General features: G+C 57.5%; 20 protein-coding genes and 1 pseudogene. 8 read left to right on the top strand and 13 right to left on the bottom strand.

The window, feature by feature from the left end; translation table 11 throughout:
• Nucleotides 1-4 precede the first annotated feature (4 nt).
• The 4 genes from AC2T6E_RS00180 to nasR form a co-directional block, all read right to left on the bottom strand.
• Nucleotides 5-793, bottom strand: coding sequence for an ABC transporter ATP-binding protein (locus AC2T6E_RS00180; protein WP_486690116.1), 789 nt, complete (start codon nucleotides 791-793; stop codon nucleotides 5-7).
• Nucleotides 794-802: 9 nt separating this feature from the next.
• Entirely contained in the window at nucleotides 803-1,681 is an 879-nt protein-coding gene (gene ntrB, locus AC2T6E_RS00175; RefSeq protein WP_431643492.1) for a nitrate ABC transporter permease, read from the bottom strand.
• Between the two features lie 2 nt (nucleotides 1,682-1,683).
• Nucleotides 1,684-2,931: a CmpA/NrtA family ABC transporter substrate-binding protein gene (locus AC2T6E_RS00170; protein ID WP_486690114.1), complete on the bottom strand. Its 1,248-nt coding sequence runs from the start codon at nucleotides 2,929-2,931 to the stop codon at nucleotides 1,684-1,686.
• A 227-nt stretch (nucleotides 2,932-3,158) separates the two neighbouring features.
• A complete protein-coding gene (gene nasR / locus AC2T6E_RS00165; RefSeq protein ID WP_375147954.1) occupies nucleotides 3,159-4,343 on the bottom strand; it encodes a nitrate regulatory protein NasR in 1,185 nt (394 codons plus the stop codon).
• Between the two features lie 73 nt (nucleotides 4,344-4,416).
• Here nasR and AC2T6E_RS00160 point away from each other — a divergent pair, with 73 nt between their 5' ends.
• The 3 genes from AC2T6E_RS00160 (at nucleotide 4,417) to AC2T6E_RS00150 (ending at nucleotide 7,095) form a co-directional block, all read left to right on the top strand.
• Complete coding sequence (locus tag AC2T6E_RS00160) at nucleotides 4,417-4,770, top strand: DsrE/DsrF/TusD sulfur relay family protein (protein WP_108417817.1); 354 nt, start codon at nucleotides 4,417-4,419, stop codon at nucleotides 4,768-4,770.
• 106 nt (nucleotides 4,771-4,876) lie between these two features.
• Nucleotides 4,877-6,661, top strand: coding sequence for a methyl-accepting chemotaxis protein (locus AC2T6E_RS00155; protein ID WP_486690111.1), 1,785 nt, complete (start codon nucleotides 4,877-4,879; stop codon nucleotides 6,659-6,661).
• 194 nt (nucleotides 6,662-6,855) lie between these two features.
• Nucleotides 6,856-7,095, top strand: a complete 240-nt coding sequence (locus tag AC2T6E_RS00150; protein WP_486690108.1) for a hypothetical protein — start codon at nucleotides 6,856-6,858, stop codon at nucleotides 7,093-7,095.
• A 30-nt stretch (nucleotides 7,096-7,125) separates the two neighbouring features.
• Here AC2T6E_RS00150 and AC2T6E_RS00145 read toward each other — a convergent pair whose 3' ends face one another.
• Both AC2T6E_RS00145 and chaB read right to left on the bottom strand, forming a co-directional pair.
• The gene (locus AC2T6E_RS00145; RefSeq protein ID WP_089601438.1) at nucleotides 7,126-7,821 is read right to left on the bottom strand and encodes a gamma-glutamylcyclotransferase; all 696 of its coding nucleotides are present in this window, start codon (nucleotides 7,819-7,821) and stop codon (nucleotides 7,126-7,128) included.
• Between the two features lie 177 nt (nucleotides 7,822-7,998).
• On the bottom strand, nucleotides 7,999-8,229 hold the full coding sequence (chaB, locus tag AC2T6E_RS00140; protein WP_042715159.1) for a putative cation transport regulator ChaB: 231 nt from the start codon (nucleotides 8,227-8,229) through the stop codon (nucleotides 7,999-8,001).
• Nucleotides 8,230-8,499: 270 nt separating this feature from the next.
• Here chaB and chaA point away from each other — a divergent pair, with 270 nt between their 5' ends.
• A complete protein-coding gene (chaA, locus tag AC2T6E_RS00135) occupies nucleotides 8,500-9,600 on the top strand; it encodes a sodium-potassium/proton antiporter ChaA (protein WP_010432924.1) in 1,101 nt (366 codons plus the stop codon).
• 94 nt (nucleotides 9,601-9,694) lie between these two features.
• Here chaA and kdsA read toward each other — a convergent pair whose 3' ends face one another.
• From kdsA to hemA, 6 genes and pseudogenes are all read right to left on the bottom strand, one after another.
• Nucleotides 9,695-10,549 (bottom strand): 3-deoxy-8-phosphooctulonate synthase, encoded by an 855-nt coding sequence (gene kdsA, locus AC2T6E_RS00130; RefSeq protein WP_029741601.1) that lies wholly within the window; start codon nucleotides 10,547-10,549, stop codon nucleotides 9,695-9,697.
• A gap of 36 nt (nucleotides 10,550-10,585) precedes the next feature.
• Nucleotides 10,586-11,395, bottom strand: coding sequence for an invasion regulator SirB1 (sirB1, locus tag AC2T6E_RS00125; RefSeq protein WP_089599489.1), 810 nt, complete (start codon nucleotides 11,393-11,395; stop codon nucleotides 10,586-10,588).
• A gap of 14 nt (nucleotides 11,396-11,409) precedes the next feature.
• A pseudogene (locus tag AC2T6E_RS00120) lies at nucleotides 11,410-11,553 on the bottom strand (SirB2 family protein); the annotation flags it as partial.
• Nucleotides 11,529-12,359 (bottom strand): peptide chain release factor N(5)-glutamine methyltransferase, encoded by an 831-nt coding sequence (prmC, locus tag AC2T6E_RS00115; RefSeq protein WP_486690103.1) that lies wholly within the window; start codon nucleotides 12,357-12,359, stop codon nucleotides 11,529-11,531. The pseudogene AC2T6E_RS00120 and the gene prmC, both read right to left, overlap by 25 nt.
• Nucleotides 12,359-13,441 (bottom strand): peptide chain release factor 1, encoded by a 1,083-nt coding sequence (gene prfA / locus AC2T6E_RS00110; protein WP_486690100.1) that lies wholly within the window; start codon nucleotides 13,439-13,441, stop codon nucleotides 12,359-12,361. The genes prmC and prfA overlap by 1 nt, the downstream gene beginning before the upstream one ends.
• Before the next feature lie 41 nt (nucleotides 13,442-13,482).
• Entirely contained in the window at nucleotides 13,483-14,739 is a 1,257-nt protein-coding gene (gene hemA, locus AC2T6E_RS00105; protein ID WP_010432912.1) for a glutamyl-tRNA reductase, read from the bottom strand.
• A gap of 201 nt (nucleotides 14,740-14,940) precedes the next feature.
• Between hemA and lolB the strand changes: the two genes are divergently transcribed.
• From lolB to dauA, 4 genes are all read left to right on the top strand, one after another.
• Entirely contained in the window at nucleotides 14,941-15,552 is a 612-nt protein-coding gene (gene lolB / locus AC2T6E_RS00100) for a lipoprotein insertase outer membrane protein LolB (protein WP_010432909.1), read from the top strand.
• Complete coding sequence (gene ispE, locus AC2T6E_RS00095; protein ID WP_486690097.1) at nucleotides 15,549-16,418, top strand: 4-(cytidine 5'-diphospho)-2-C-methyl-D-erythritol kinase; 870 nt, start codon at nucleotides 15,549-15,551, stop codon at nucleotides 16,416-16,418. Before lolB ends, ispE begins: the two co-directional genes overlap by 4 nt.
• Before the next feature lie 125 nt (nucleotides 16,419-16,543).
• Nucleotides 16,544-17,491: a ribose-phosphate diphosphokinase gene (prs, locus tag AC2T6E_RS00090; protein ID WP_003856663.1), complete on the top strand. Its 948-nt coding sequence runs from the start codon at nucleotides 16,544-16,546 to the stop codon at nucleotides 17,489-17,491.
• 124 nt (nucleotides 17,492-17,615) lie between these two features.
• Nucleotides 17,616-19,295 (top strand): C4-dicarboxylic acid transporter DauA, encoded by a 1,680-nt coding sequence (dauA, locus tag AC2T6E_RS00085; protein WP_464357723.1) that lies wholly within the window; start codon nucleotides 17,616-17,618, stop codon nucleotides 19,293-19,295.
• On the opposite strand, the gene AC2T6E_RS00080 is transcribed toward dauA, so the two are convergent.
• Entirely contained in the window at nucleotides 19,281-20,339 is a 1,059-nt protein-coding gene (locus tag AC2T6E_RS00080) for a MerR family transcriptional regulator (RefSeq protein ID WP_486690094.1), read from the bottom strand. The genes dauA and AC2T6E_RS00080 overlap by 15 nt on opposite strands.
• Nucleotides 20,340-20,422: the final 83 nt, after the last annotated feature.

Raw genomic sequence — 20,422 nt, 5'->3', positions numbered from 1 at the left:
CTCGCTACGCCGCTTTCGGCTGCTTTTCATAGAGGAAATGCAGGATCTGCTGGCGCATGTGGTGATAGCGGCTGTCGTCCGCCAGCTGCACCCGGTTGCGCGGGCGCGGCAGGTCAACGCGCAGGATTTCTCCCACGGTGGCCGCCGGGCCGTTGGTCATCATCAGCACGCGATCGGAGAGCAACACCGCCTCGTCCACGTCGTGGGTAATGAGCACGATGGTGGTGTTGAGCGCCTGCTGGATCTGCATCACCGAGTCCTGCAGATGGGCGCGCGTCAGCGCATCAAGCGCCCCGAAGGGTTCATCCATCAGGAGCACTTTAGGCTTCATCGCCAGCGCGCGGGCTATGCCGACGCGCTGCTTCATGCCGCCGGAGATCTCCCCCGGGCGCTTGTGCAGCGCGTGCCCCATCTGCACGCGGTCGAGGCTGTGCTCAATCCACTCTTTGCGCTCGGCCTTGCTCATGGTGCGACGGAAGACCTGATCCACCGCCAGCGCCACGTTGTCGAAGCAGGTCAGCCACGGCAGCAGGGAGTGGTTCTGAAAGACCACCGCGCGCTCGGGCCCTGGCCCGGCGATTTCGCGGTTGTCGCAAATCAGCCCCCCTTCCGTTGGCAGCGTGATCCCTGCGATGAGGTTCAGCAGCGTCGATTTGCCGCAGCCGGAGTGACCGATCAGACTGACGGTTTCGCCCTCGTGGATATCAAAAGAGACGTTTTGCAGTGCCAGAAACTCGCCGCTGGCGGTGGAAAAACGCTGGCTCACGGCCTGGACCTGAATTAATGGTTTCATGTTCGCTCCTTATTTTTCCTGCCAGCTAAAGCGACGGGCGATCAGCATCAGCCCCTGCTCCAGCAGCAACCCGACCACGCCAATGATGACGATGGCGATGAGAATGTTTTCGACGTTGAGGTTGTTCCACTCGTTCCAGATCCAGAAGCCGATGCCCAGCCCGCCGGTCAGCATCTCGGCGGCGACGATCACCAGCCAGGCGATGCCGATGGAGAGGCGCACCCCGGTCAGTACCGCAGGCAGCACGGCCGGGAAGAGGATGCGGCGCATGATGGTCCACTCGGAGAGCTGAAGCACGCGGGCCACGTTGAGGTAATCCTGCGGAATACGGCGCACGCCCTCGGCGGTGTTGATCACCATCGGCCAGATGGAGCAGATAAAAATGGTCCAGCTCGACGCGGGCTCCGCTTTCTGGAACAGCAATAAACCGATAGGCAACCAGGCCAGCGGGCTAACCGGGCGTAGCAGCGCAATCAGCGGGTTGAACATGCGCGAGAAAAAGGTGAAACGGCCAATGAGAAAGCCGAGCGGAATACCGGCTAACGCCGCGAGACCAAACCCCACCGCCACGCGCTGTAAAGAGGCCAGCACGTTCCAGCCGATGCCCATATCGTTTGGCCCGTCGCGGTAGAACGGGTCGGCAAACAGGGTGATGGCCGAATCCAGGGTGCTCAGCGGCGTCGGGAAGCCTTTGCTGTTGATGGCCGCCAGCTGCCACAGCAGCACCAGCAGTCCCAGGCCCAGCGACGCCGGAATGATGCGCTGGAGAAGGTCGTTAATCCGGCGCGAAAATGCCGGGGTGCGACGGCGAACCTGCACGGGTGGCAGGGGGATGACTTCCCCACTCACGGGTGTCTCTTGTGATGTCGTCTTTTGCAGATGCTGCATAATCAGGCCCCTTTACGATGAATGGCGAAGCGGTTGGCGTATCCTTCCGGGTCGGTACCGTTCCAGACGGTGCCGTCCATCAGTGTGCTGTTGCGCAGTGGTGATGCCGGTGCGGTAATGCCCCCCACCGCGGTGGCAGCATCCTGCCAGGTTGCGGTCTGGTTAATCCGCTGCGCGATGCCCGCGTAGTCCGGTGCAGATTTAAGCAAACCCCATCGGCGGAACTGGGTCAGGAACCACATGCCGTCAGAGAGATACGGGTAGCTGACGGCTCCCTCGTTGAAGAAGCGGATCGGGTGCGCGTCCTGCCAGCGCTGGCCCAGGCCGTTGTCGTACTCGCCCAGCATCCTTCCGGTGAGGTACTGCTCTTTGCAGTTGAGCCAGGCGCGGCGGGAGAGGATCCGCGCGGTCTCGCGTTTGTTTTCCGGGGAGGCGTCGACCCAGCGCGCGGCCTCCATCACGGCGCTCACCAGCGCCCGGGCGGTATGCGGGTTCCTCTCCACCCAGTCGCGGCGAGTGCCGAGGATTTTTTCCGGATGGTCGGCCCAGATGGACTGCGACGTGGCGGCGGTGAAGCCGATGCGGTCGTTAATCGCCCGCGCGTTCCACGGCTCGCCGACGCAAAAGCCCACCATGTTGCCAATGCGCATGTTCATCACCATCTGCGGCGGCGGCACCACCACGGTCCGGATATCGTCGAAGGGGTTAATGCCCGCACTGGCCAGCCAGTAGTAAAGCCACATGGCGTGCGTCCCGGTCGGGAAGGTGTGCGCGAAGGTGTAGGTACCAGGCGCCTGCTGCCCAATCAGCTTTTTCAGCCCGTCGAGATCGTGAACGCCCTTCTCCGCCAGATCGCTGGAGAGCGTGATGGCCTGACCGTTCTGGTTAAGGGTCATCAGGTTCGCCATCTGCTGTGGCTTGCCGGCGATGCCCAGTTCCAGCCCATACAGCAGGCCGTAGAGAATGTGCGCGGCATCCAGCTCGCCCGCCACCAGTTTGTCGCGCACCGCCGCCCAGCTCGCCTCTTTGGTGGGCACGATGGTAATGCCGTATTTTTTATCAAACCCTTTCAGCGCCGCGATAACCACCGGGGCACAGTCGGTCAGCGGGATAAACCCGATGCGCACCGTTTCCTGCTCCGGTTTATCCGAGCCTGCCGCCCACGCGGCCTGCATGACACCCGGTAGCAGCATTGCACCACTCGCCAGCATGCTGGCCTGCAAAAACCGCCGTCTCGACAAATCCGCCATGACCACTCCTGAAAAAAAGCCAAAAAAAAGCGCCCGCCGTGCCGGAGCACCGCTGGACGCCTTTATCCCGAAGACGCATGCACCGCCGTTGGCGCATCGTCGAAAATGGTTAAACAGATAATGCAAAGGGAATGCCAGGTTTTAAGGCCCTGCTTTCGGGGCGTTAACCTGATAGCTGTCGCGTTAGCGCACCTCAATCAGGCATTAAATGCCCACTGATTGTGCAACTACTCCTTTGGTGTTAGCTGCCACAGATTCTTTACTGTGAGCAGTGCGCGCGCGATATCGACCATGCGCTGGTTCTTGTCCATCGCCATTTTGCGCAGTGCCGTCCACGCCTGTTCCTCACTCATGCTGTGATGCGTCATCAGCACGCTTTTGGCTTTATCAATGGTCTTACGCTCCTCCAGCGTATCGCGGAGTGATGCCAGTTGACGGGAGAGCTGGTCTATCTCTCGCGCCTGCTGGCGAACCAGCAGCAGCAAGGGTTTATCCGGGTAAAGCGCAAGAGGATCGTCATGCTCTTCGCCACTCATCGTGGCTTCACCGGACGCCTGAATCGCGTCATCCACCGCTACCATCAGATCGGCAATCACCATTTCTTCAAGCGTGCGCAGATGTTCAAGACGCGAGGTTTGCAGGGCAAACCAGTTCAGCGCGGTATTGCCATTGTCGGCGGCGGGCTGACGGGTGCAGGCGACGCGCCGGAGTTGCTCTGTTTCTCGATCGGGCTGGCAGTTGTGGGCAAAGGTGTTTTGCACCTCAGCGTGGCTGTGGGATAAAAAGATCTCAAAACAGGCCTGCTGCCCGTCAATCCTGTCTACCAGTCGCTGGCGGGTTTCATCAGTGAAAAACCCCTGCGTGAAGCCTATCGCCCCGAGTGCCCGCTCTTGCCCCACCAGCTCTTTGCCCTGCATCAGGCTATAAAGGGCGACAAAACGGCCCGCGATTTGCGGATCGTCAATGCTGTCATTGAGTTGCGGTACGATACTGAGCAGATGGCGAAGCATCCGGCAGTAATGATCCATTGCCTGAGGTGCCGTTATGCTTTGGCTGTTTATCCCGTCACGCAGCAAAGGCAGTGTTTCCAGGCTGAGTAACGCACAGGCGATGCGCTCACAAACGCCGCTCCCCGTGACCGGGAATTGTGCTTTCAGCATGGCCTGCAGCGCGGTGAGGTTTTCATCCACCAGCCCACGACTGGCTTTGCATTCGGGGGCATACAGCTTACCCTGAGAGCAGAGCCAGACGTTGGATGCCCCGCGCTCGCACTGGAGCATATGCACAAGGCGGCTGATGCCGTTAACCAGCACGCCCAACGCAGCCAGCCTGCCGAGCTGCTCCCGGCGAAGTAATGTCGCGCGCTGGAACCACTCGGTTGCCGCGGGTGAACTGCCCGCCATTAATGTCATGCTTACTCTCCCGGGTAGCGAATCTCCCGGAGAGTTAAGCAATATTCGTGCCTTTCAAACAACAGGAGTCAACATGCAGAAGATTGTGATCGTCGCCAACGGTGCGGCCTACGGCAGCGAATCCCTTTTCAACAGCCTGCGACTGGCGATAGCGCTGCGCGAGAAAGAGAGCGCGCCTGAGCTGCGCCTTTTTTTGATGTCGGACGCCGTCACCGCAGGCCTGAAGGGACAAAAACCCGCCGAGGGCTACAACATCCAGCAGATGCTGGAGATCCTGACCGCGCAAAATGTGCCGGTCAAACTCTGTAAGACCTGCACCGACGGGCGCGGTATCACCGGACTGCCGCTGATTGATGGCGTCGAGATTGGGACGCTGGTTGAGCTGGCCGAGTGGACCCTGGCCGCCGATAAAGTATTAACTTTTTAATAATAAACCCGTAAAAATATTATTTTCTTATGGACGCGGTTTCAGCATCAAGTTTACCTGCGCGGCTGCCGATAGGCATGGAAACAACACAGCAGGTATTTCACTTATGTTCAGATCCATTCGTGCCCGTATTATTGCCGCGACGACAGGTTGCCTGATCGTCGCCCTTCTTCTCAATACCGTCATTAATTTCCAGGTTACGCGCCAGGATAACCAGCAGTCGCAGCGCGATATTCTGACCAGCACCAGCGCCAGCCATAACATGGCGATTGCAGACTGGGTTAAAAGCAAAATGACGGTGATAGCCTCCGCGCAGACCGTTGCGCTGAATGACGATCCGGTTCCGGTATTCAAACAGCTTGCGCAGGCGGGTGGCTTCACCAACGTCTATGTCGGCTACGCCAGCAAAACGGCGAAGTTCTCCGACCCGGCGGGCGTCCCGGCAGATTATGATCCCACGATCCGTCCCTGGTATCAGCAGGTGGTGAGTACTGATGGCCCGGTAGTGACCGCCCCGTACGTGGACGCGGGCACCGGGAAACTGGTGGTGACCTTTGCGGTGCCGGTGAAGGAGAACGGTGCGCTGAAAGCGGTTGTGGCAGGCGACGTGGCGATGGACAGCGTGGTGGCTAACGTACGTGGTATTCACCCTACGCCTGCCAGCAGCGGGTTACTCCTTGATAGCGATGGAACGGTGATTGCCGCCAGCGATCCGGCGCTCACGCTCAAGCCATTCGCTGAAACCATCAAAGGGACCGATTTTGCGGCACTGAAAAGCGGTAGCCTGGTTAAGGGGACGTTCAACGGCAGCGAAAAAACCTTCGTGGCGACCGCCGTGCCGGGCACGCATTGGATGCTGGCTGTGGCGCTCGATAACAACGATGCCACCTCCGGCATGCGCTCGCTGCTGAAAGCCTCTGCGCTGTCGCTGGTGATCCTCGCCTTGCTGAGCGGCGCGATTGTTCATTTCCTGATAGCCCGCCTGTTGAAGCGTTTGTCCGATATTCGGGACGCCATGCATAACATCGCTAACGGCACCAATGACCTGTCGCAGCGCCTGCCGGACAGCGGTGATGACGAAGTGGCGCAAATTGCCCAGGCGTTCAACGCGTTTAGCGATAAGCTCTCGGTCGTGATGGTCCAGCTGCGCGACGCCAGCGCCTCGGTGAAAAATGCGGCGCAGGAAATCGCAGCCGGTAACCAGGATCTCTCCGGGCGCACAGAGCAAGCGGCATCAAGCCTTCGCGAAACCGCCAGCGCCGTCGAAGAGATCACCGCCTCCGTCACCCAGTCAAATGAATCTGCGGCAGAAGCGAACGAGCAGGCAAGCAAAGCCTCTGCTGCAGCGTCGCGCGGGGGTGAAGTGGTTTCTCAGGCTATCACTACCATGCAGTCGATTGAGGTGGCCTCGGCGAAGATTGGCGATATCACCAGCGTCATCGACGGCATTGCCTTCCAGACCAACATTCTGGCGCTGAACGCCTCGGTCGAAGCGGCGCGCGCGGGCGAACAAGGCCGCGGCTTCGCGGTGGTGGCTGGAGAAGTGCGAAACCTCGCCAGCCGCAGCGCTCAGGCGGCGAAAGAGATCAAATCCCTTATCGATTCTACAACCGACAGCGTGGCAACGGGTTCGCGCTACGTGCATCTGGCCGGAGAAAGTATGGATGAGATCCGCTCCAGCATCGGTAGCGTCTCGGGGATTATGCGTGAAATCTCGATTGCCACCAGCGAGCAGATGAAAGGCATTCACGAGATCAACCACGCGGTAACGCATCTGGACAGAATGGTGCAGCAGAACGCCGAACTGGTGGTGCAGTCTGCCGCAGCGGCCAGCGCGCTGCAGAGTCAGGCGGGCGACCTTGCTGAAACCGCCGGCCATTTCCGCATTTAATTTTCTTCTGGCGCGGGTTAACCGGGTAAAACACGCGCCAGCTGAATGCTTTCAGGCATTTTGTCATTTTTGTTTAAACGTCATGCCATTTTTTGATCAAAATCATCATCCTTCCCCCTCCCCTTTGGTGTTATGCAATGAGTAAATTGTGAACAATATCACGCTCGGGATGGGCAAAATCGACGGGGTAAAAAATGGCACTGGTGAAGACAAGTTTGAAACTGTTTGGCGGGGATACGGTCGTGGTGCGTTGCTCAGAACGCTGCCACATTCATCTCATGAGTTCAAAAGCGCAGAAGCAATCGCAGGCGGATATTCTGACGGTGCAGGATGACAAGGCGTGGCTGACCGTGCCTTATACCGGCACCTGGGATGTCCTGATTGACAGCCACAGTCAGTCACTGGAGCATTCGGTCAGCTACGTTGCCGCATAAAACGAACGCCCGGTTTAGCCGGGCGTTTTTTCAGGCAAAACCCGGACGTAGCGGGTTATTAAGCAGGTTCCCTTCCAGCAGCGCTTTCACCTTCATGACCAGCTCATTCAAACATTCGTCCTGCATGCCCAGACGCGTCAGTTCCTGATCGAGTGAAAACAGATATTGCGCGTTGGTACCCAGCGGCCCGCTGGCCGCGGCAATTAAGGGCGCGATCACCTGCGTACGGGTATCCGCTTCATACAGCGGGTGGCGCGGATCCATAATAAATACCAGCGCATTGACGGTGCGTCCGTCATCCAGTTCCAGCTTGCACCAGCTCGGCATATAGCAGCCGGTGATCATCTCGCGCTTCCAGAGCAGCGTCAGCTCCTCCTCCAGCGTGGCATCCGGCAGGCGGTAAGCGACACCCGTGGTGCGCCCGCCCTCTTTCAGTGCAAGCATGCGCCCCGGCTGGCACGCGCTGCCGCGTCCGGCCGTCAGGCGCAGACAAAACGCGCGATGCCAGCCAGGCAGCGTTCCCGTTGCCGATTCGACAAATTCGAGGGCCGGGTTCCACATCAGGGAACCGTAGCCAAAAATCCATACCGGGCCATCATCCGGGCGGCAGGCAAGCGTGGCAGCAAGTGACGCCGCCCGTTGTTCAGCTGACCAGAGAAGCGATTCCTCAATAGCACCAAATGCCGTCTTACAATCTGCCTTCATTAAGAAATCACGCGTTAACACATTACACCTCCGCCACTGCATGCTTCCTTGCGACATCTGTAATTCGCCTTCCCGGCATTCTATGCTGGTCATTTTGCCAGCAGTTAAATAACGATAAGCAATTAGCGGACCAGTTGCAATACAACGGAAGTTGAACCGCCTGAAAAGTCAAAATGCAGGCAGCTTATTATTTTGCGGCTATTTCTTTTTGTGCCATTTATCATCGTCGCCTTTCTCGTATTCATGTTTTACGGCGGCCCAGGCGACCTTGTGCGCCGTCTCTTCACGGCTGGCATCATCCCGGCGATCGTCCTTATCTTTGTATTGATCCCAGGCGCTATTAAAGGCTTCTTTGTAGATATCCTGCGCGTGGGCAGGGAGGACGTGCTGCACGCTATCGGGTAACTCGCGTTTCGTTTTGTATGGCATCGAAAACCTCTCTTTTTGCTAAAGAGATAAGTGTGGTTGAGGATACCCGCGCCTGCCAGGTCGATTTCATTTATGCTTAATCAACAAATCTAATTAACTGTAATACAGCGCTATTTTATTGATAATTACTCTTTATGGGAGTGATAATAAATATTAACGCCAAACCGTAAAATTAAGTAAAACTTCAACGGTATTTATCAGATATCTGTTAGTTTAATGCCCTCAAAAATCTATCTATAATTACAAGCACCTGCATTGATGGAGAAGCACATGACAACAACACACGAGGCGGTTAAGACCCGCCACAAGGAGACGTCGCTCATTTTCCCGGTTCTGGCACTGGCTGTGCTGCTCTTCTGGGGAAGCAGTCAGTCACTGCCAGTGGTGGTTGGTATCAATATTCTTGCGCTGGTCGGCATCTTAACCAGCGCCTTTAGCGTAGTTCGTCACGCGGACGTATTAGCCCACCGTCTGGGTGAGCCGTACGGCTCGTTAATTCTCAGCCTTTCCGTTGTTATTCTCGAAGTCAGCCTGATTTCCGCGCTAATGGCCACCGGCGATGCCGCGCCGACGCTGATGCGCGACACGCTCTACTCGATCATTATGATTGTGACGGGCGGCCTGGTGGGCTTCTCTCTGCTGCTGGGCGGCCGCAAGTTCGCGACCCAGTATATGAACCTGTTCGGCATTAAACAGTATCTGATTGCCCTCTTCCCGCTGGCGATTATCGTGCTGGTGTTCCCAATGGCGCTTCCGGGTGCAAACTTCTCTACCGGTCAGGCGCTGCTGGTCGCACTCATTTCCGCCGCCATGTATGGCGTGTTCCTGTTGATTCAGACGAAAACGCACCAGAGCCTGTTTGTGTATGAGCATGAAGACGACGGCGACGACGATGACCCGCACCACGGTAAGCCGTCGGCCCACAGCAGCGCGTGGCATACGGTTTGGCTGATCGTGCATCTAATTGCGGTGATTGCCGTCACCAAGATGAACGCCAACCCGCTGGAGACGCTGTTAACCGAGCTGAACGCGCCCGTGGCGTTTACCGGCTTCCTGGTGGCGCTGCTGATCCTGTCCCCTGAAGGGCTGGGCGCGCTGAAAGCGGTGTTGAATAATCAGGTGCAGCGCGCAATGAACCTGTTCTTCGGGTCCGTACTGGCGACGATTTCACTTACCGTTCCGGTGGTAACGCTGATTGCCTTTATGACGGGCAACGAGCTGCAGTTTGCGCTGGGTGCGCCGGAGATGATTGTGATGGTGGCCTCGTTGCTGCTGTGCCAGATTTCATTCTCCACCGGACGCACCAACGTGCTGAACGGCGCGGCGCATATGGCGTTGTTTATTGCGTATTTGATGACGATTTTTGCGTGAGATTGATCCGGTGCGGCCTGATGCCCTCACCCCAACCCTCTCCCACAGGGAGAGGGAGTAAATATAAAAAAACCCGCCGAAGCGGGTTTTTTTATTAGTTGCTGGTATCCAGCTCGTCGAAGCTCTTCACCAGATCGTCAATCGCTTTAATCTGTTTCAGGAACGGCTCCAGCTTATCCAGCGGCAGTGCGGAAGGACCATCGCATTTCGCATTAGCCGGATCCGGGTGCGCTTCAATGAACAGGCCTGCCAGTCCGGTCGCCATACCGGCACGCGCCAGCTCGGTAACCTGGGCACGACGGCCGCCAGAGGCTGCGCCAAACGGGTCGCGGCACTGCAGAGCGTGCGTCACGTCGAAAATCACCGGAGACTGGCCGGAGACGTTCTTCATCACGCTAAAGCCCAGCATATCCACAACCAGGTTGTCGTAACCGAAGTTTGCGCCACGGTCACACAGGATCACCTTGTCGTTGCCACCTTCAATGAACTTGTCGACGATATTACCCATCTGCCCAGGGCTCACGAACTGCGGTTTCTTCACGTTGATGACCGCACCGGTTTTCGCCATCGCCGCAACCAGGTCGGTCTGACGCGCCAGGAATGCCGGAAGCTGAATCACGTCTACCACGTCAGCCACAGGCTGCGCCTGAGAGGCTTCATGCACGTCGGTGATCACTTTCACGCCAAAGGTCTGCTTCAGCTCCTGGAAAATCTTCATCCCTTCTTCCAGGCCCGGGCCACGGTAAGAGTTGATGGAGGAGCGGTTGGCTTTATCAAAAGAGGCCTTAAACACGTACGGGATGCCCAGCTTCTGGGTCACGGTCACGTAGTGCTCGCAGATACGCATGGCGAGATCGCGGGATTCCAGCACGTTCATGCCGCCAAACAGCACGAACGGCAGGTCGTTTGCTACCTTGATATCACCAATGCTAACCACTTTTTGTTTCATAGGATCGCCTTATTCAGGTGTGAATCGGAATTAAGATTAATGCAGTGTAATTTGTTTGTGCGAGATCGCGTTGATCTGCGCACGAATCATTTCGCTAATCGGGTCTTCCGGACATTGCTCGACGAAATAATTCAAATCACTTAGCGCCACATGCTCGCAATCGAGCTGCGCATAAATCAGGCCGCGGTCGCGAATTTCGTACGGATCTTCCGGGTTGAACTGCAGCAGCACTTCGCTGGCACGCAGCGCAAGCTCCATTTGACGCTCTTCCATTAGCGCAGACTTCAGCGTATCCAGCAGCTTGCGGATCACTTCGGCGTTATCCGCCTCGTCGAGATCTTCGTTGAAGAGCTCGGCCACCGGGCTGATATTGCCTTTCAGCCACACGTCCAGCGTGTGCTCATCCAGCGTGTCACCGTTGAAGGGATTAATGAGCCACATCTCGCCGTCCAGCCACTCCGCACGCAGTATCATCTGCGTCGGGAAAATGACCGGCACCAGCGGAATATCCAGACGATGGGCGACCCACAGCAAAATGGATCCCAGCGCGACGGCGCTGCCCTGACGATTCTTTAAGACCTGGTCCAGCCATAATGCGTCTGACAGGCGATACACGCCACGCGTGTCGCAGAAACCCCATTCGCCGTAGAAAAGCTCTAGCAGCTTCTCTAATTGCCAGTCCTGCGGACGCGCCTGACTGATCTCCTCCCGTGCCAGGCTGACCAGATTCTCCAGCTCCGCGTGGACGTACTGCGACGTAAAATCATCGCGAATCATTTCAGAAATCAGGATCATGCCTTCACACAGCGGCACTTTGTTAAATTCGAAATCGGCTAAGGACCTCATGACTTACCCCAGTAACGACTGCGCGTACAATGACGTCCAGACGCGATAAAACTCAAAACGATGTAGATGATAACGCCAAACCACTTTTCAGTCAGCCATGCGCCTTTATCAGTTAATGGCAGATAGCGGTGATTCATACCCACTGTCCCAGCGTCAGACGTTCATTGCCGCCGTAATCGCGGCAGGTTGCCACTGCGCGATAACCCGCATTGGAGAACAGCGCGCGCACCGCGTTCCCTTGCGTCCAGCCATGTTCCACCAGCAGCCAGCCACCGGGAAGCAAATGTTGTCGTGACGTTGTCACAATGTGATCAAGATCGGCTAAGCCTTCATTGGCCGCGACCAGCGCAGTCAGTGGTTCGAAACGAACATCGCCCTGCGCAAGGTGTGGGTCATGTTCGTCGATGTAAGGCGGGTTGCTGACAATCAGCGCAAATAAGCGATTCCCCAGCGCGGTAAACCAGCTACTTTGCAGTACCGTCACGTTGCCGAGGCCAAGACGTTCCACGTTACGCTGCGCCAGCGTCACCGCGTCTGGCATCACATCCACCGCCGTTACTGTGCAATCGGGCCGCTCAGTGGCGAGCGCGAGCGCAATAGCGCCTGTGCCAGTACCGAGATCGAGAATGCTACAGGCCGCTGTGGGTAAACGCACCAGCGCTTGCTCCACCAGACACTCGGTGTCAGGACGTGGGATCAGCGTTGCCGCCGAGACGTACAGCGGGAACGACCAGAACTCGCGTTCGCCGACAAGGTGCGCCACCGGCTCGCCCGTCTTACGGCGGGCAAGCAGCGCGGCGAGCTGCGCTTCCTGCTCGGCGGTCAGCAGCGTCTCACCAAAAGCCAGCAGGTACGTGCGGGATTTCCCCGTCACATGCTCAAGCAATATTTCGGCGTCGCGTTTCGGGCTTTCGCTTTCTGAAAGCTCACTGACCGCCTCACGTAACCAGCGCTGAAAATCCATTATTCCTGCTCGGACAGTGCCGCCAGCTGGTCGGCCTGGTATTCCTGCACGATAGGCTCGATCAGCATATCCAGCTTCCCTTCCATCACCTCGTCCAGACGGTACAGCGTGAGGTTGATGCGGTGGTCGGTTACACGGCCCTGCGGGAAGTTATAGGTGCGGTTACGGTCGCTGCGATCGCCGCTGCCCAGCAGGTTACGACGTGTGGACGCTTCCGCCTGCTGGCGTTTCGCCATTTCGGCTGCGTGGATGCGCGCGCCCAGCACGGACAACGCTTTGGCTTTGTTTTTATGCTGTGAGCGCTCGTCCTGGCATTCGACGACGATACCGGTTGGCAGGTGGGTAATACGGATGGCGGAGTCGGTGGTGTTAACGTGCTGACCACCCGCGCCAGAGGAGCGGAAAGTATCAATACGCAGGTCTGCCGGATTGATGTCCGGCAGTTCTGCTTCTGGCAGCTCCGGCATCACCGCTACCGTACAGGCTGAGGTGTGAATGCGTCCCTGAGATTCGGTAGCCGGTACGCGCTGCACGCGATGGCCGCCGGATTCAAACTTGAGACGACCGTACACGCCGTCGCCGCTGATCTTGGCGATAACTTCTTTAAAACCACCATGTTCGCCTTCGTTGGCACTCATGATCTCTACGCGCCAGCGACGCGCTTCGGCGTAGCGGCTGTACATACGGAACAAGTCACCAGCAAACAGCGCGGCTTCGTCACCGCCGGTACCGGCGCGCACTTCCACAAACGCGTTACGCTCATCGTCCGGATCTTTCGGCAGCAGAAGCACCTGGAGCTGTTGTTCCATCTCTTCAGAACGCGCTTTTGCGTCCTGCAGCTCTTCCTGCGCCATCTCGCGCATCTCAGGATCGTCGAGCATCATTTGCGCGGTTTCAATATCTTCCTGAACCTGTCGCCAGTCGGTAAAGCATTTAGACACATCACTCAACTGCGCATATTCACGCGACAGTGCGCGAAAACGTTCCTGGTCTGCGATGGTCCCGGCATCGCCGAGCAGCGCCTGTACTTCCTCATGGCGCTCATGCAGAGCTTCCAGTTTAGCGACGATAGAAGGCTTCATAGGCGTAAGTGCACCTTGTAATAGAAAATGGGTGTAGGGCGCTATTCCAGCCCGAGGCTGTTGCGCAGAATAGTCAGGCGTTCATCATCCCCGTCACGGGCAGCCTGCTGAAGAGATTTGGTTGGTGCATGGATCAGGCGGTTGGTCAGTTTCCACGCCAGATCCTGCATGATTGCATTTGCGTCACCGCCCTGTTCCAGGGCCGCTAACGCTTTGGCTGTCAGGTCATCACGCACCTGTTCAGCCTGCCCGCGGTACTCGCGGATGGTCTCGCTGACGCTTTGCGCGCGCAGCCAGGCCATAAACTCGCTGGTTTCCTGCTCAACGATGGTTTCCGCCTGCACCGCTGCCGCTTTACGCTGGGCAAGGTTGTGCGAAATGATGCTTTGCAGGTCATCCACGCTGTAGAGATAGGCGTTCGCCAGTTTGCCCACTTCGGGTTCAACATCACGCGGGACGGCAATATCGACCAGCAGCATCGGCTGATTACGGCGGGATTTCAGCGCACGCTCCACCATCCCTTTACCGATAATCGGCAGCGGGCTGGCGGTAGAACTGATAATAATATCCGCCTCTTTCAGGCGTTCATCGATGTCGCTCAGCGCAACGACCTCTGCGCCCACTTCGTCCGCGAGCACCTGCGCACGCTCGCGGGTGCGGTTGGCGATAATCATCTTTTTCACTTTATGCTCGCGCAGATGGCGCGCCACAAGTTCGATGGTTTCGCCCGCGCCCACCAGCAGCACGGTGACGGTCGACAGAGATTCAAAGATTTGACGAGCGAGGGTACAGGCCGCGAAAGCAACAGAAACCGCACTGGCACCAATGTCGGTTTCGGTTCGCACTCGCTTTGCCACGGAGAACGACTTCTGGAACATACGCTCCAGCTCGCTGGCCTTCAGATGCCCTTTTTGCGAATCCGCAAACGCCTTTTTCACCTGCCCAAGAATTTGCGGTTCGCCCAGCACCAGCGAATCCAGCCCGCTGGCCACGCGCATGAGATGGCTGACCGCATCGTTGTCCTGATGCCAGTACAGGCTATTGCGCAGTTCTTCTTCGTTGAGGTTGTGGTAGTCGCATAACCAGCGGATCAGCGCCTCGTGCAGGTTATCCTGCTCTTCCACGCTGAGATACAGCTCGGTACGGTTGCACGTCGAGAGCACCACGCCACCCTGCACCATCGGTTGTGCAAGCAGGCTATCCAGCGCCAGGTCGAGCGTATCCGGCGAAAACGTCACGCGTTCTCGCAGTGAAACCGGGGCTGTTTTGTGGTTGATGCCGAGTGCTAATAGGGTCATGTTGAGCGGGAGTAGTACCAGCGTTAATAAGGTTAGCAGAACGCATCATACAGGATGCGCGAGATCAATAAAAGGGACTGCCCCCTTTCGGAGTAATAGGTTACACAACGCTTTGAGATAATTTGAACGTAGACGGTAGCACTGTGGGACGCTAGCATTAACAGTCATAACTGCAACGTATCTCAAGGATTTGTCCTCATTATGACCCGACTGATTCGCCTGCTGCCGCTGGCGGCACTGGTTCTGACCGCATGTACCGTCACCCAACCAAAAGGCCCGGGCAAAAGCCCTGATTCACCGCAGTGGCGTCAGCACCAGCAGGACGTCCGTAATTTGAGCCAGTACCAGACCCGCGGCGCTTTCGCTTATCTCTCTGACGAGCAAAAGGTTTATGCACGTTTCTTCTGGCAGCAAACGGGTCAGGACAACTATCGCCTGCTGCTGTTAAATCCGCTGGGCAGCACCGAACTGGAGCTTATCGCCAAACCGGGCGAAGCGCAGATCACCGATAACAAAGGCCAGCACTACACCGCGACAGACGCCGAAGAGATGATTGGCAAGCTGACCGGGATGCCTATCCCGCTCAACAGCCTGCGTCAGTGGATCCTTGGCCTGCCGGGTGAGGCAACAGACTACCAGCTTGACGATCAATACCGTCTCAGCCAGGTGAACTACACTCAGAATGGCAAGACGTGGAAAGTGGTGTACAGCGCCTATGACAGCAAGAGTAAACCGTCGTTGCCGTCGAATATGGAGCTGACGCAAGGCAGCCAGCGCATTAAGTTGAAAATGGACAACTGGATCGTTAAATGATGACCCACTGGCCCTCTCCGGCAAAACTGAACCTGTTTTTATACATCACCGGCCAGCGTGCTGACGGTTATCACACCCTGCAGACGCTGTTTCAGTTTATTGATTATGGCGACACGATCGCCATTGAGCTGCGCCAGGATGGACAGATATGTCTGCTGACGCCCGTTGAAGGCGTGGCGCATGAGGACAACCTGATCGTGCGCGCCGCGCGCCTTCTGATGAAAGCCGCAGCGAAATCTGGCCGTCTGCCCGAGGGAAGCGGGGCAGATATCCGTATCGAGAAGCGTCTGCCGATGGGCGGCGGGTTGGGCGGTGGCTCATCTAACGCCGCGACCGTACTGGTTGCGCTGAATCATCTCTGGGGCTGCGGGCTGTCACAGGACGAACTGGCAGCCTTAGGCTTGACGCTGGGGGCTGATGTCCCGGTGTTTGTTCGCGGTCATGCGGCTTTTGCCGAGGGCGTAGGCGAGATCCTCACGCCAGTCGACCCGCCGGAAAAATGGTATCTGGTTGCCCACCCTGGCGTGAGCATTCCAACACCGGTCATCTTTAAAGATCCTGACCTGAAAAGAAATACCCCGGAACGGTCAATAGAAACGTTATTAAATTGTGAATTCAGCAACGATTGCGAGGATATCGCAAGAAAACGTTTTCGCGAGGTTGATGCGGTGCTTTCCTGGCTGTTAGAATACGCGCCGTCGCGCCTTACGGGTACAGGGGCCTGTGTCTTTGCTGAATTTGACACCGAATCCGCCGCTCGTCAGGTGCTTGAGCAAGCGCCGGTTTGGCTGCATGGTTTTGTAGCACGCGGGATGAACACCTCCCCCCTACAGCAGGCCATTCTGGCGCAGACTGAGTTTCGGTGACAACGTCACCCTGTTCCAGACGTTGCATCGCGCTCTTTAATACACCGCCTGGATAGCCTTCGCCTGGCCCGCACAGTTTGCGGCGAACGCTATCCACCACTGGACGCATGCCTGAGGTTCTTCTCGTGCCTGATATGAAGCTTTTTGCTGGTAACGCCACCCCGGAACTAGCACAACGTATTGCCAACCGCCTGTACACTTCCCTCGGCGACGCCGCCGTAGGTCGCTTTAGCGACGGCGAAGTCAGCGTACAAATTAACGAAAATGTACGCGGTGGTGATATTTTCATCATCCAGTCCACCTGTGCTCCAACGAACGACAACCTGATGGAATTGGTTGTTATGGTCGACGCCCTGCGTCGCGCTTCAGCAGGCCGTATCACTGCTGTAATCCCTTACTTCGGCTATGCCCGTCAGGACCGTCGCGTCCGTTCCGCACGTGTGCCAATCACCGCTAAAGTTGTCGCTGACTTCCTGTCCAGCGTCGGTGTTGACCGCGTACTGACCGTTGACCTGCACGCAGAGCAGATCCAGGGCTTCTTCGACGTCCCGGTTGATAACGTATTCGGCAGCCCAATCCTGCTGGAAGACATGCTGCAGCTGAACCTGGACAACCCAATCGTGGTTTCTCCGGACATCGGCGGCGTGGTACGTGCCCGTGCTATCGCTAAGCTGCTGAACGATACCGACATGGCGATCATCGACAAACGCCGTCCGCGCGCTAACGTTTCTCAGGTGATGCACATCATCGGTGACGTTGCTGGCCGCGACTGTGTGCTGGTTGACGACATGATCGATACCGGCGGTACCCTGTGTAAAGCAGCTGAAGCGCTGAAAGAGCGTGGTGCCAAGCGCGTGTTCGCTTACGCGACCCACCCGATCTTCTCCGGTAACGCGGTAAACAACCTGCGCAACTCCGTCATTGACGAAGTGGTGGTATGCGATACCATCCCACTGAGCGACGAGATCAAAGCACTGCCAAACGTGCGTACGTTGACCCTGTCCGGGATGCTGGCCGAAGCGATTCGTCGTATCAGCAACGAAGAATCCATCTCAGCAATGTTCGAACACTAATCGAACACGGCCGATAAACCCGCTGCGGCGGGTTTTTTTGTCTCTGGGTTTTATTTGTATGATTAATGCCTCCTTCACCTGCCATTCACATGACAGATGATGCGCATACGGATGATAGATAATTGTGAAAAACGTAACCTCCTCACATGTTCTGCCCTTTCGCGCCCTCATCGACGCCTGCTGGAAAGAGAAGTACACCTCATCACGCTTTGTACGTGACCTGATTGCCGGGATCACCGTCGGCATTATCGCCATCCCGCTGGCGATGGCGCTGGCGATTGGCAGCGGCGTTGCACCGCAGTATGGTCTGTACACCTCGGCCGTTGCCGGGATCGTCATCGCCCTTACGGGCGGCTCGCGCTTCAGCGTCTCCGGCCCGACCGCCGCCTTTGTGGTGATCCTCTACCCGGTTTCGCAGCAGTTTGGTCTGGCAGGCCTGCTGGTCGCCACCCTGATGTCCGGCGTCTTTTTGATTCTGTTTGGCCTGGCCCGCTTTGGTCGACTGATAGAGTACATCCCCCTTTCCGTGACGCTGGGATTCACCTCGGGGATTGGTATCACCATCGGAACCATGCAGATCAAGGATTTCCTCGGCCTGCAGATGACTCATGTTCCTGAGCACTATTTACAGAAAGTGGGGGCGCTGTTTATGGCGCTGCCGACCGCCAACCTGGGCGACGCTGCCATTGGGATTGTGACGCTGGGTACGCTGATCGTCTGGCCTCGTCTGGGGATCCGTCTCCCGGGCCATCTGCCCGCACTGCTGCTGGGCTGCGCGGTAATGGCTATCGTCAATATGTTCGGTGGTCATGTCGCGACCATCGGCTCGCAGTTCCACTATGTTCTGGCGGACGGTTCACAGGGTAGCGGCATTCCGCAGCTGTTGCCGCAGCTGGTGCTGCCGTGGGACATGCCCGGCTCCAGCTTTACCCTAAGCTGGGATTCCCTGCGCGCTTTGCTTCCCGCCGCATTTTCTATGGCGATGCTGGGGGCGATTGAGTCCCTGCTCTGTGCCGTGGTGCTCGACGGCATGACCGGCACCAAACACAAAGCCAACAGCGAGCTGGTCGGTCAGGGATTAGGTAATATTATCGCGCCCTTCTTCGGCGGTATTACGGCTACGGCTGCGATTGCCCGTTCTGCCGCGAACGTCCGCGCAGGGGCGACGTCACCGGTCTCTGCGGTCATTCACTCCCTACTGGTGATTCTGGCGCTGCTGGTCCTCGCCCCGCTGCTCTCCTGGCTGCCGCTTTCCGCCATGGCTGCCCTGCTGCTGATGGTAGCGTGGAACATGAGTGAGGCGCACAAGGTGGTGAACCTGCTGCGTCGCGCGCCGAAAGACGACATCATCGTGATGCTGATCTGCATGTCGCTGACCGTGCTGTTCGATATGGTTATCGCCATCAGCGTCGGGATCGTGCTGGCGTCCCTGCTGTTTATGCGCCGCATCGCGCAGATGACGCGCCTCTCCCCGGTTAACGTGGAGGTGCCTGACGATGTGCTGGTGCTGCGCGTGATTGGCCCGCTGTTCTTCGCTGCGGCGGAAGGCCTGTTCAGCGATCTGGAGTCCCGCATCGTGGGCAAACGGGTTGTCGTGCTTAAATGGGATGCCGTACCGGTCCTGGATGCAGGCGGCCTGGATGCCTTCCAGCGCTTTGTGGCACGTCTGCCGGAAGGCTGTGAGCTGCGGGTGAGTAACCTGGAATTCCAGCCACTGCGCACCATGGCGCGCGCGGGCGTGCAGCCTATCCCTGGCCGACTCTCCTTCTACCCTAACCGCGAAGCTGCGTTAGCGGATCTGTGAGTCACCTGATGCAGAGAAACGTCTCTGCATCATCACCCCGATCGCCTGCTGTAGCCATGCAATCACGGCAGGCGTCATCCATGTTCCTTTCATCAGGTGCTGCTCCTGCCGCATGGCAGTGCGAAACTTTTGCTGGGTCTCCGGGTTGGTACTTGCGTAAGACTGGAACAATGCCAGCCAGTTTTCGGCCAGCTTTTGCGCCTCCTCCGTGACGGGATCGATATTTTCCCGCTGCGCATGAAGCAGTTTCGCCACCAGCGGTGGCCACTCCATCATGCGGTCAAAGTAGTGCGCCCGGGTAAAGGCCATCTCTTCTGCAGTGAGATACTTCTCCCATATGCTGAGCTTGGATTCCGCAAATGCGCGCGTGATGTAATCCGTCATCTCCGGCGTGATGCCGGTTTGCGCCTGCATCTGCGGTTCAACGCTGTGCATCTCGTTCAGCCGGGTGAGAAACTCCGGCTTGCCCGCCGTGTCCTGCTCCAGGCGTTCCATCCAGCGCGTCGCCAGATCCATGGCTCGCGCGTCCGTAATGGGTATATCTTGCTCCAGAAGCGTTTTGGCTTGTGCAACCAGTCCTGACCAGATAGCCGCCAGCGCATCCTTCTGCACTGCAAACGGCAGCTGCTGTAACTCTTCTTTGCTAAACCAGCGATCGTACATATTCATTAACTCCAGAGTCTGTAGCCAGGATTCCAGATCCGGCGTCGCATCGTCGATAAGCCCGGTCCGCAACTCCACCAGCCGGTCGCGCAGCGTATGTATGCTGCGCAGTTGTTTATCCAGCAGCGTGATTTGCGCATCGAGTAACTCGGTTAACGACAGCGACTCCTGTTCCAGGAAATCCCTGATTTCAGCAAGTTCCAGCCCCGCTTTTGCCAACGCCTGGATCATGTGCAGACGCTGGACATCCGCCAGGTTATAAAGCCGGTAACCTGCCGCGCTTCTGGCAGAAGGCAGCAACAACCCTGTTTGCTCATAGTGGTGCAATGTCCGCACGGTGATCCCGGCACGTTTCGCCAGCTCACCCACCTGAATCAACATAACTGCTCCTTTTCTTTGCCAGTGGCGCCACTCTGGAGCCTTACGTTACGTGAGGGTCAACCCATGATGCAAAAAAAAACGGC

The sequence above is a fragment of the Enterobacter sp. B79-1 genome (assembly GCF_057444735.1).
This window is presented reverse-complemented; position numbering and strand designations above follow the sequence as displayed.